At 71.5% G+C, this 11,369-nt stretch carries 9 protein-coding genes; all 9 read right to left on the reverse strand.

Annotation, left to right across the window (positions count from 1 at the left end; genetic code table 11):
• Nucleotides 1–23: 23 nt before the first annotated feature.
• Nucleotides 24–722: a gamma-glutamyl-gamma-aminobutyrate hydrolase family protein gene (locus OG992_RS13520; protein ID WP_238686843.1), complete on the reverse strand. Its 699-nt coding sequence runs from the start codon at nucleotides 720–722 to the stop codon at nucleotides 24–26.
• Nucleotides 719–1,486 carry a 3-oxoacyl-ACP reductase gene (locus OG992_RS13525; protein WP_238686844.1) on the reverse strand — a complete coding sequence of 256 codons (768 nt, stop codon included), beginning with the start codon at nucleotides 1,484–1,486 and terminating at the stop codon, nucleotides 719–721. The genes OG992_RS13520 and OG992_RS13525 overlap by 4 nt, the downstream gene beginning before the upstream one ends.
• 5 nt (nucleotides 1,487–1,491) lie before the next feature.
• A complete protein-coding gene (locus OG992_RS13530) occupies nucleotides 1,492–2,847 on the reverse strand; it encodes an aldehyde dehydrogenase (protein ID WP_266303391.1) in 1,356 nt (451 codons plus the stop codon).
• Between the two features lie 24 nt (nucleotides 2,848–2,871).
• Entirely contained in the window at nucleotides 2,872–4,236 is a 1,365-nt protein-coding gene (locus tag OG992_RS13535) for a glutamine synthetase family protein (RefSeq protein WP_238686846.1), read from the reverse strand.
• A 126-nt stretch (nucleotides 4,237–4,362) separates the two neighbouring features.
• Nucleotides 4,363–5,949 carry an amino acid permease gene (locus tag OG992_RS13540; protein WP_266303392.1) on the reverse strand — a complete coding sequence of 529 codons (1,587 nt, stop codon included), beginning with the start codon at nucleotides 5,947–5,949 and terminating at the stop codon, nucleotides 4,363–4,365.
• A 412-nt stretch (nucleotides 5,950–6,361) separates the two neighbouring features.
• The gene (locus OG992_RS13545) at nucleotides 6,362–6,862 is read right to left on the reverse strand and encodes a DUF456 domain-containing protein (protein WP_112638544.1); all 501 of its coding nucleotides are present in this window, start codon (nucleotides 6,860–6,862) and stop codon (nucleotides 6,362–6,364) included.
• A 125-nt stretch (nucleotides 6,863–6,987) separates the two neighbouring features.
• On the reverse strand, nucleotides 6,988–9,204 hold the full coding sequence (locus OG992_RS13550; protein ID WP_266303393.1) for a bifunctional diguanylate cyclase/phosphodiesterase: 2,217 nt from the start codon (nucleotides 9,202–9,204) through the stop codon (nucleotides 6,988–6,990).
• Nucleotides 9,205–9,208: 4 nt separating this feature from the next.
• A complete protein-coding gene (locus OG992_RS13555) occupies nucleotides 9,209–10,021 on the reverse strand; it encodes an SAM-dependent methyltransferase (RefSeq protein ID WP_266303394.1) in 813 nt (270 codons plus the stop codon).
• 110 nt (nucleotides 10,022–10,131) lie between these two features.
• Nucleotides 10,132–11,337 carry a 3-oxoadipyl-CoA thiolase gene (gene pcaF, locus OG992_RS13560; protein ID WP_238686850.1) on the reverse strand — a complete coding sequence of 402 codons (1,206 nt, stop codon included), beginning with the start codon at nucleotides 11,335–11,337 and terminating at the stop codon, nucleotides 10,132–10,134.
• Nucleotides 11,338–11,369 lie beyond the last annotated feature (32 nt).

Here is an 11,369-nt window from a genome sequence, read left to right on the forward strand (position 1 = left end):
TCGACGGGCGGGGGCGATCCCCGTCACACCCGCCGGCCGGCGGCCTGCACCAACGCCGTGATCGGGGCGGGATCCGACTCGTTCTCCGGATGCCACTGCACCCCGAGCACGAACGGCAGGGCCGGATCCTCCACCGCCTCGACCACGCCGTCCCCCGCCCAACCGGTCACCGTGAGCCGGCCCGGATCGGCGACCGCCTGGTGGTGGTACGAGTTGACCTGGTCGACCCCGGCCAGCACCGTGGCGGCCAGGCTGCCCGGCGTGAACCGCACAGCGTGCGCCCCGTACACCCCGGGCGCGGGGCGGTGCGCCTCGTGACCCACCACGTCGGGCAGGTGCTGGTGCAACGTGCCGCCGTACGCGACAGCCAGCAACTGCATGCCCCGACACACGCCCAGCACCGGCACCTCGGCGGCGAGCGCGGCGGCCAACAGCGTCAACTCGCCGGCGTCCCGGTCCGGCCGGTCCTCGGTACGGGGGTCGGGTGGCTGGCCGTACCGCTCCGGGCCGACGTCCGCGCCACCTGCCAACAGCAGCCCGTCGAGGACGGCCACCACGTCCGCGTCCACGTCGTCCGGAGGCAGGACCACCGCCCGGCCACCCGCTGCCGTCACCGCCCGCGAGTACGCCTCCGGCACCAGCACCGCCCGCACACCCCGCCAGACCGCCCAGTCGGCGGGTTCGACGTACGCGCTGACCCCGATCAGCGGTCTCCTCCTCATAGAGGAGTGACGTAGGCGCCGGTGATGCCGCCGTCGACCACGAACTGCGCGGCGGTCATGAACGAGGCGTCGTCGCTGGCCAGGAACGCCACCGCGGCGGCGATCTCCTCCGGTTGCCCGAAGCGACCCATCGGCACGTGCACCAGCCGACGGGCGGCCCGCTCCGGGTCGGCGGCGAAGAGCTCCAGCAGCAACGGGGTGGCCACCGGGCCGGGGCAGAGGGCGTTGACCCGGATGCCCTCACGGGCGAACTGCACACCCAACTCCCTTGTCATCGCCAGCACCCCGCCCTTGCTCGCGGTGTACGCGATCTGCGACGTGGCCGCACCCATCAACGCCACGAACGAGGCGGTGTTGATGATCGAGCCCTTGCCCTGCCGACGCATGTGCGGAATCGCGTACTTGCAGCACAGGTAGACGCTCGTGGTGTTGACCCGCAACACCCGCTCCCACGCGTCCAGGCCGGTGTCGAGGATGGAGTCGTCGTCCGGTGGTGAGATGCCGGCGTTGTTGAACGCGACGTCCACCCGGCCGTGCCGGTCGGCAACCCCGTCGAACAGGTCGCGTACCGCCGACTCGTCGGCCACGTCGGTGGCCACGAACTCGCCGCCGCACTCCTCGGCGGCCTTCGTGCCGGCCGCCGCGTCGATGTCCACGCAGACCACCCGGGCCCCCTCGGCGGCGAACCGCCGCACTGTGGCCAACCCGATGCCACTGCCCGCTCCGGTGACCACTGCCACCCGGTCCTGCAACCGACCCTGCACTGGCGTCACTCCTCCGTCGCGATGAACACGTTCTTGACGTCCGTGAAGGAGTGCAACGCGTCCGGGCCCAGCTCGCGGCCGAGCCCGGAGCGCTTCATCCCGCCGAACGGGGTCCAGTAGCGCACCGAGGAGTGCGAGTTGACGCTGAGGTTGCCCGAGTCGACGGCGCGGGCCAGGCGCAGGGCCCGACCCATGTCCCGGGTCCAGATCGAGCCGGAGAGGCCGTACTCGGTGTCGTTGGCGAGCCGGACCGCGTCCGCCTCGTCGTCGAACGGCAGCACCGAGACCACCGGGCCGAAGATCTCCTCCCGCCAGTGCCGGTCGGCCGGCGATTCGGCCAGCAACACGGTGGGCGCGTGCCAGAACCCGGGGCCGTCGGGGCAGGAGCCGGTGAAGGCGACGGTCGCCCCGGCGAGGTAGCCGGCTACCCGCTCCCGTTGGGCGGCGGAGATCAGCGGGCCCATCTCGGCGGTGTCGCGGGACGGGTCCTCGACGCGCACCGCGCGTACCGCCGGTTCGAGCAGTTCCAGGAACCGGTCGTACACTGAACGCTGGACCAGGATCCGCGACCGTGCGCAGCAGTCCTGGCCGGCGTTGTCGAAGACCGCGCCCGGCGCGGTCGCGGCGGCGCGCTCCAGGTCGGCGTCGGCGAACACGATGTTCGCGCTCTTGCCACCCAACTCCAGGGTGAGTCGCTTCACCTGCACGGCGCAGCCGGCCATGATCCGGGTGCCGACCTCGGTGGAGCCGGTGAAGCAGATCTTGCGGACCGCCGGGTGGGTGACGAACCGCTCCCCCACCACCGAGCCCTCGCCCGGGATGACGGTGAAGACGCCGTCCGGCAGGCCGGCCTCGCGGGCCAACTCGGCAAGGCGCAGGGCGGTGAGTGGGGTCAGTTCGGCGGGCTTGAGCACCACCGTGTTGCCGGCGGCGAGCGCCGGAACGAAGCCCCAGGCGGCGATCGGCATCGGGAAGTTCCAGGGCACGATCACGCCAACCACACCGAGTGGCTCGTGGAAGGTGACGTCCAGGCCGCCGGGCACCGGGATCTGCCGCCCGGTCAACCGCTCGGGCGCGCCGGCGTAGTAGTCCAGGACATCGCGGACGTTGCCCGCCTCCCACCGGGCGTTGCCGACGGTGTGCCCCGAGTTGCGCACCTCCAGCGCTGCCAACTCGTCCAGATGCGCGTCGACCACCGCGGCGAACCGCCGCAGCAACCGAGCCCGGTCCCCCGCCCCCACGAGACGCCAGGTCTCGAATGCGGCAGCCGCCCGCGAGATGGCCGCGTCAACCTCGTCCACCGAGGCCGCGGCGATCTCCCGAAACCCGACCCCGCGAGTCGGGTCCACCAGAACCGTCATGCCGCCGCCCCCTTTGTCACGCGGTCAGAGGCGTTCGAAGCCACGGGTCAGCTCCCAGTCCGTCACCGCGGCGTCGAAAGCGGCCAGCTCGACCCTCGCCTGGTTGGCGTAGTGGGCCACCACCTCAGGGCCGAACGCCTCCCGGGCCACAGTGGAGTCTTCCCAGAGGGCCAGGGCGTCGCGCAGGGTGCCGGGGACCCGCTCGGCCTCCGGGTCGTCGTACGCGTTACCGGTGCACTCCGCGCCCAACTCCAGCTCGCCGTCGATGCCGTGCAGCGCCCCGGCGACCAGCCCGGCGATCGCCAGGTACGGGTTGACGTCGGCGCCGGGGACCCGGTTCTCCACGCGCATGCCCTGCCCGTGCCCGACCACCCGCAGCGCGCAGGTGCGGTTGTCGACACCCCAGCGCAGCGCCGTCGGGGCGAACGACCCCGGCTGGTAGCGCTTGTAGGAGTTGATGTTCGGGGCGAACAGCAGGCTGAACTCCCGCATGGTGGCCAGCAGTCCGGCGAGCACCCGCTGCCCGGTCTGCGACAGGTGCGCCGGTCCGTCACCGAGCATCGCCGACGAGCCGGAGGAGTCCCGAAGCGAGAAGTGGATGTGGCAGGAGTTGCCCTCCCGCTCGTTCGGCTTGGCCATGAAGGTGATCGCCATCCCCTCCTGGGCGGCGATCTCCTTGGCGCCGTTCTTGTAGATCACGTGATGGTCGGCGCAGGCCACCGCCTCGTCGTACCGGAACGCGATCTCGTGCTGCCCGAGGTTGCACTCGCCCTTGGCGCTCTCCGGGGTGAGCCCCGCGGCGGCCATCTCGACGCGGATGCGGCGCAGCAGCGGCTCCACCCGGGCGGTGCCGAGCAGCGAGTAGTCGACGTTGTACTGGTTGGCCGGGGTGAGGTCGCGGTAGCCACGCTGCCAGGCGTCCTCGTACGAGTCGCGGAACAGCACGAACTCCAACTCGGTGCCGGCGTACGCGGTCAGCCCGTGCTCGGCCAGCCGGTCCAGCTGCCGGCGCAGGATCTGCCGGGGCGAGGCGACCACGTCACCGGACCCGTCGAGCCAGGTCAGGTCGGCCAGCAGCAGGGCTGACCCGGGCTGCCAGGGCACCCGGCGCAACGTGGCGAAGTCCGGCACCATCGCGAAGTCGCCGTAGCCGCGTTCCCAGCTCGACATCGCGTACCCGTCGACGGTGTTCATGTCGACGTCCACGGCGAGCAGGTAGTTGCAGCCCTCGCTGCCGTTTGTCACCACCTGGTCGAGGAAGAAGGGCGCGTGGAACCGCTTGCCCTGCAACCGGCCCTGCATGTCGACGAGGGCCAGCACCACGGTGTCGATCTCGCCCTCGGTCACGGCGACCCGCAGTTGTTCCAGCGTGAGCGGAGCTTTCCTCATTCGCGGGCCTCCATCACCAAGGTCTACTGGCAAACCGGATCACCGTCAATGCCCCCGGCGGCACGTGCGGCAAACCCGACCGTCGGCCGGCGGGACGGCAGCACCGCCCGTCCCGCCGGGTGCCGATCAGGTCGGGCCGTCGGCCGGCGCCGGGTCGGCCGCCACAGCGGGTTCCTCGACGGTACGAACCGGGCCGGTGAACCACGTGCGGGCCGAGGCGTACCACCAGACGGCGACCACCAGGAGCACCCCGCCGACGGCGAGCGGCGCGTAGTTCACCGCCGACCAGGTGAACCCGTCGTTGCCGGGCACCCCGGCGGGCACGATGGGCAGCACGAAGTAGACGGCGATGATCGCGATCTCGATCACCGCGATCCAGCCGAGCAGCTTGTACTTGCGGCCCAGCGTCCACGGCCCGGGGACGAACCGGTCGCCCATCCGCAGCCGGAGCGCGATCGGGATGAGGAACGACAGGTAGAGCCCGAGCACCGCGACGGAGACGACAGCGTAGAACGCGATCGGGATACCGGCGGAGCTCTCGTACAGCGCCGGCAGGGTCAGCACCAGGCCAGCCACTGTGGCGCCGATGATCGCGTTGACCGGGGTGCCGTTGCGGTCGACAGTCGACCACAGGCGCCATCCCGGTACGGCACGGTCCCGGCTGAACGCGTACGCCATCCGGCTCATCGAGGTCACGCAGCTCATGCCGCAGAAGAACTGGCCGATGGTCGAGATGATGATGACGATCTTGAAGAAGACCGGGGTCAGCGCCGACTCGAAGATGGCACCGGAGAAGCCGCCGGCGGCGTTGACCGCCTCGACGTCGGTGGCCGCGAAGAGGAACGCCAGCAGCAGGATCCAGCCACCGACCGCCGAGTAGAAGATCGACTGCCAGAGTCCGCGGGCGGCGGCCTGCGAGGCGCCCCGGGTCTCCTCGGAGACGTGCGCGCAGGCGTCGAAGCCGGTGATCGTGTACTGCGTCAGCAGGAAGCCCAGCGGCAGCACGTAGAACCAGAACGTCAGCCCGCCGATGTCCCCGTCGCCGAAGCCGGAGTTGTTGAACCGCTCGGTGAACACGAACTGGAAGCTCTGGTGGTTGTCGGGCACGAAGACCAGGATGGCCACCACGACGGCCGCGCCGGCCACGTGCCACCAGACCGAGACGTTCTGGAGTACGTCGATGATCCGGTGCCCGAAGATGTTGATCAGCCCGTGCAGCACCAGGATGATCACGAAGAGGACGAACGCCTGACGCAGCGTCCCGGCCCAGCCGTCGAAGAGCGCCGACAGGGTGAGGTTGAGGAACGTCGCACAGCCGTAGTCCACCGAGGCGGTGACCGCCACCAGACCGATCAGGTTCAGCCAGCCGGTGAACCAGCCGTGCACCGGGCGGCCCATGGTGGCCGCCCACCAGTAGATCCCACCCGCTGTCGGGTACGCCGACACCAACTCCGCCATGCAGAAGCCGATGATCAGGATGAACAGCGAGATCAGCGGCCAGCCCCAGGAGATGGCGACCGGCCCGCCGTTGTTCCACGCCTGACCGAACGTGGTGAAACAGCCGGCCAGGATCGAGATGATCGAGAAGGAGATGGCGAAGTTGGAGAAGCCGCTCCACTTACGGCGCAACTCCTGTTTGTAGCCGAGTTCGGCGAGCCGCCGGGCGTCGTCGTCCATCGGTTGCTCGGCGGTCGGCACGGGCGTCGTGGCCACTGCACACCTCCCTGAGGTGGTTCCGCGTGCGAGTGGGCAAAGTGTCGACCCGGCCGATCAAGGCGGTCAATACGTAGTCGGTGGGAACCTCACCGCCGTCGGGCTAATTGCGTTGCCGACCGGCTGCCCCGGCCGGCATCCTGGACCAGTGACCAGGCCCGACAAGGGCCCACCCCGGGCGCTCGGACCGCCCGACCCGGTGGCGCGGGGCACGCCTCTCTCTCACGTACGGCCACTCCGCCGTACCCGAAAAGTGCCCCGCGCCCCACAAACCCCACCCCACCCCACCCCACCCCACCCCGCCGAGCCCCGCCCCGCCGATCTTGCACTTTCGGTTGTCGAGATCGGCGTTGATGCCCCTTATGTCGGGACAGCAAGTGCAAGATCGCGGAGCAAGGCCGGTCAGGTCAGGTCAGGTCAGGAGGAGCCCTGCTACCCAGAGGGCGGCGACGAGCAGACCGGCCAGGAACTCCACAAGCATCGACAGGCCGGCAGCCTTCAGGGCCTGCACCGTGGACGGCCAGGCGAGCTGGTTACTGCCCAACCGCAGCCGCTCCGCCGCCCACACCCCGGCGACGAAGCCGAGCACCAGGCCGACGACCGGCACCACGAAGAACCCGATGATGCCCAGCACCCCACCGGCGAGCAGCGTGGACGTCGGCACACCGGTGCGCTTCAGGTTCCGGCCCGGCCACGCGTACTTGATTACGGCGCCACCCCCGGCGACCAGCGTGGCGGCGGCGAACACCGCCCAACCACCCAGGCCGGCGCCACCGAAGACCGCCCACAGCAGCACGCCACCCCAGCACAGCGGCAGCGCCGGCAGACCGGGCACCACCACACCGGCCAACCCGGCCAGGATGGCCAGCCCGGCCACCACTGTCACCGCCGTCTGCGAGTCCGTCAGATCCACGCCGCCATCCTCCGTCGCCACCCTCCGGACCGGACCGGCCCCCGCTCACGCCGGCACTCCGCTTCGCCGCGTGCCGTAGCCTCGCGCCACGCCGCCGTGCCTGGTGATTCGCTCGCTGCGCTCGCTCACGCCAGCACTCCGCCGCGCAGCCGGGCGGTGATCACGTCGGCCGGGGCGGGCGCACCGAAGTATCGGCCCTGCCCGGTGTCGCAGCGCAGCGCCCGCAGCCGTTCCGCCTGCACGCCGGTCTCCACCGCCTCGGCCGTTACCCACAACTCCAGGGCGTGCGCCAACCGGACCAACGCGTCGACGATCCGTTCGTCGCGGTGGTCGGCCGCCACGTCGGTCCCGTCCGCGCGGATGCCCTCGACGAACGGACCGGCGAGCTTCAGGCAGTGGATCGGCAACCGGCGCAGGTACGCCAGGTTGGAGTACCCGGTGCCGAAATCGTCCACAGCCAGCCGGACGCCGAGCGCGGCGAGCCGGTGCAGGCTGCGCAGGGGTTCACCGGCACTGCCCATCACGGCGCTCTCGGTCAGCTCCAGTTGAAGCAACTCCGCCGGCAGCCCGCTGGTCTGCAACGCGTCAGCGACGGTGTCCACGATGGCCGGTTCGTCGGCCTGCCGGGCGGCCAGGTTGACGCTGACCACCAGCCTGGCGTCCGGGAACTCCCGCCACCACCGCTCGGCGTCCTCGCAGGCCTGCCGCAGCACCCACTCGCCGAGCCGGACGATCAGACCGGTCTCCTCGGCCAGGCCGATGAACCGGTCGGGCCCGATCAACCCCAGCTCCGGATGCTCCCAACGGACCAGCGCCTCCACCGCGAGCATGGTGCCCTCCAGCAGCGACACGATCGGTTGGTAGTGCAGCACGAACTCGCCCCGCTCCAGTGCTGCGGGCAGCCCGGCGACCAGCGCCGAGCGGGCGATGTCCCGGGCGCCGCGTTCCGGGTCGTAGACCGCCCACCGGCCCCGGCCCGCCGCCTTGGCCCAGTAGAGCGTGGTGTCCGCGGCCTTCATCAGCTCCGACGCGGTGGTCTCCGAGGCCGGACACTGCACGATGCCCACACTGGCCGAGACGGCCAACTGGTGCTCACCGACGTGGACCGGAGCCGCGACGGCGGCCAGCGCGGCCTGCGCGACAGCGACCGGGTCGTCGGTGTCGTCCCCTCCGTCGACGAGGATCACGAACTCGTCGCCCCCCATCCGGGCGACCAGGTGGCCGTGGTCGGCCACGCACGCGGCCAGCCGCCGGCCGATCATCACGAGCAGCCGGTCACCGAGGTCGTGGCCGAGACTGTCGTTGATCGCCTTGAAGCCGTCCAGGTCGAGGAAGCACACCCCGACGCGTTGCCCGGCGTCAGCGGTGTCGAGCACCCGTCCCAACGTCTCGAAGAACAGCGTCCGGTTGGGTAGCCCGGTCAGCGGGTCGTGCAGCGCCTGGAAGCGCAGCCGCTGCTGGAGTTCGTACCGCTCGGTGATGTCCTCGATCATCGCGACGGTGAATCGCGGCCGGCCATCGTGTCGGATCAGCGAGACGGCGAGATCCGTCCAGACCACTGTGCCGTCCTTGCGGTGGTAGCGCTTCTCCACCCGGGCGGCGTCGTGCTTTCCCTCGATCAGCTCCTGGTAGAGCTCCCACATCCCGGCGGCGTCGTCGGCGTGGAACAGCGCCGACACGTTGATCTCGCGCAACTCCTCGATCGAGTAGCCGAGCATGTCGGCGAACGCCTGGTTGACGTCGATGATCCGACCGTCCACGCCGGCGATCCCGATCCCGATCGCGGCGCCGGTGAACACCGCCCGGAACCGTGCCTCGCTCTCGCGCAGCGCCTGCTCGACCTCGTCGCGCGCCTGCCAGGCCGACCGGGCGATCCGCTCCTGCTGGCTGAAGGTGCGGTCGCGCAGCGCCCGGGCGAACCCGGCGGCCAGCCCGCCCTGCACCGCCGCGATCCGGTCGGCGAGGTCGGCCGGCCGGTCACCGTCGCACAGCACCCGACGCCCAAAGGTCGCGCCGAGCGCGTGCAGCGTCCACTCCAGGGCCTGCGGCTCGGTGAGGTGCGCCTCCACCAGTGCCCGCCCGACCTCCTCGGCCGGGTGGGCGCTGAACGGCTCCGCCCGTACCGCCTGGGCCAGCCGGATCGTCTGCGCCAGCAGCAGCCGCTCGGTCTCGGCCACGCTGAGCGGCACGAAACCGAGCCGACGCACCGCGCGGGCCCAGTCGGCGGCGTACCCCTGGGCGTCCGCCCGACCGGTGACGACCCCGGTGGGGTCCCGGCCGGCGACGACCGCGGCGGGGCCCCGACCGGAATCGACCCCGGCGGGGTCCGGGACGGCGGCCACGGGATCAGCCGGCGGGCTGGTCGTACCGGGCGACGCCCCCGAAGGCGCCGAACCGCTCCGGGTGCTCGTCCACGTCGGACGGTGAGTCCGGGCGCCAGAGCGGCATGTGCACCACGCCCGGTTCCACTACGGTCCAGTCGCCGAAGAAGCCGGTGACCTGAGCGCGGGAGCGCAGGGTGATCTCGGTGGCGGTGCGGGCGGAGAGGCGCTGGGCGTCCAGCATCTCCTGCGGCTGGTCCTCGAAGGTGGAGTGGGAGACGACCAGGAAGCTGCCCGGCGCGGCAGCGGCCCGCAGCGTGGCCAGGATCGCCTCGGGCCGGTCGGCGTCCGGGATGAAGTGCACCACCCCGGCCAGCAGGATCCCCATCGGACGACCGAAGTCGATCAGCCCGAGCTGTCGGGTCTCGGCGAGGATCCGCTCCGGCTCACGCAGGTCGGCGTGGATGACACCGGTCAGCTCGTTGCCAGCCAGCAACTCCCGGCTGTGCGCGACAGCCACCGGGTCGATGTCGACGTACACCACGCGGGCCTTGGGGTTCACCCCCTGCGCCACCTCGTGCACGTTGCCCACCGTGGGAATTCCGGAGCCGATGTCGAGGAACTGGTCGATGCCGGCGTCGAGCAGCACCCGGACGGCCCGGCGCAGGAACTCCCGACCGGAGCGCATGGTGGCGGCGAGATTCGGGGTCATGCTGGCGATCTGCTCCGCCAGCTGCCTGTCGATCTCGAAGTTGTGTGCCCCACCCAGAAAGTAGTCGTACACCCGGGCCGCGCTCGGCCTGGTCAGATCGATCTCGGTAGGCAGTCCGTCCGGCATCAGCGTGCTCCCCAGTTCATCGCCGCGGCGCGGGACGGCACCGGCGTCGGGGCGCGCAGCGGGCACGCGTGGGCACCGGTCGACCCGCGGGTCGTGTGGTGTGGACCACTCTAGGCGGCTGACTCCAGCAACAGCGAGATGCCTTGACCAACGCCGATGCACATGGTGGCCAGAGCCCGACGGCCGCCGCGACGGCGTAGCTCCAGGGCGGCGGTCAACGCCAGCCGCGCGCCGCTGGCACCGAGCGGGTGCCCCAGCGCGATGGCCCCACCGTTCGGGTTGACGTGGTCGGCGTCCACTGGCAGCCCCAGCTCACGCAACACCGCCACGGACTGCGCGGCGAACGCCTCGTTCAACTCCACCACGTCCACAGCGCCCATCTCGACGCCGACGCGGTCGAGCAGCTTGCGGGTGGCCGGCACCGGGCCGATCCCCATGATCCGGGGTGGCACACCGGCCGCCGCCGCGCCGACGATCCGGGCCAGCGGGGTCAGGCCGTACCGGGCGACCGCCGCCTCGCTGGCCACCAGCAACGCGACAGCGCCGTCGTTGACACCCGAGGAGTTGCCGGCGGTCACAGTGCCGCCGTCGCGGAACGGGGTGGGCAGCGCGGCCAACTTCGCGAGCGTGGTCTCCCGGGGGTGCTCGTCGACCTCGACCAGCCGGGTCTCCCGACGACCGGCCGGCACCGACACCGCCACGATCTCCTCGGCGAACCGGCCGTCGGCCTGCGCCTTGGCCGCACGCTGCTGCGACCGGTACGCGAAGGCGTCCTGCTCGGCGCGGCTCACGCCGTACTCGGCGGCCACGTTCTCCGCCGTCTCCGGCATCGAGTCGACCCCCCACCCGTCACGCATCAACGGGTTCACCAGCCGCCAGCCCAGTGTGGTGTCGTACACCTCGGCCGAGCGGGAGTACGCCGACGTGGCCTTCGGCATGACGAACGGCGCCCGGCTCATGCTCTCCACCCCGCCGGCGATCACCAGTTCCGCGTCCCCGGCGACGATGGACCGGGCGGCGGTGGCGAGCGCGTCCAGGCCGGAACCGCAGAGCCGGTTGACGGTGCTGCCCGGCACCTCCTCGGGCAGGCCGGCCAGCAGCGCCGCCATCCGGGCCACGTTGCGGTTGTCCTCGCCGGCCTGGTTGGCGCAGCCAAGCACGACGTCGTCGACTCGTGCCCAGTCCACCGAGGGGTGGCGGGCGACCAGTTCCCGGATCACGTGCGCGGCCAGGTCGTCGGGGCGGACGCCGGCCAGCGCGCCCGCGTACCGGCCGATCGGGGTGCGGACACCGGCCACCAGGTATGCCACGGTCATCGCGAGTCCTTAGGGGGTGCAGACGGCGGGGG

The organism is Micromonospora sp. NBC_00362 (genome assembly GCF_026342155.1).
Taxonomy (GTDB): domain Bacteria; phylum Actinomycetota; class Actinomycetes; order Mycobacteriales; family Micromonosporaceae; genus Micromonospora; species Micromonospora hortensis.

Excerpts from the sequence above, each read along its gene's own strand:
- OG992_RS13555 (WP_266303394.1), bottom strand. The coding sequence starts at position 10,021 with ATGCCGGACGGACTGCCTACCGAGATCGATCTGACCAGGCCGAGCGCG.
- pcaF (WP_238686850.1), bottom strand. The coding sequence starts at position 11,337 with ATGACCGTGGCATACCTGGTGGCCGGTGTCCGCACCCCGATCGGCCGG.
- OG992_RS13535 (WP_238686846.1), bottom strand. The coding sequence starts at position 4,236 with ATGAGGAAAGCTCCGCTCACGCTGGAACAACTGCGGGTCGCCGTGACC.
- OG992_RS13530 (WP_266303391.1), bottom strand. The coding sequence starts at position 2,847 with ATGACGGTTCTGGTGGACCCGACTCGCGGGGTCGGGTTTCGGGAGATC.
- OG992_RS13520 (WP_238686843.1), bottom strand. The coding sequence starts at position 722 with ATGAGGAGGAGACCGCTGATCGGGGTCAGCGCGTACGTCGAACCCGCC.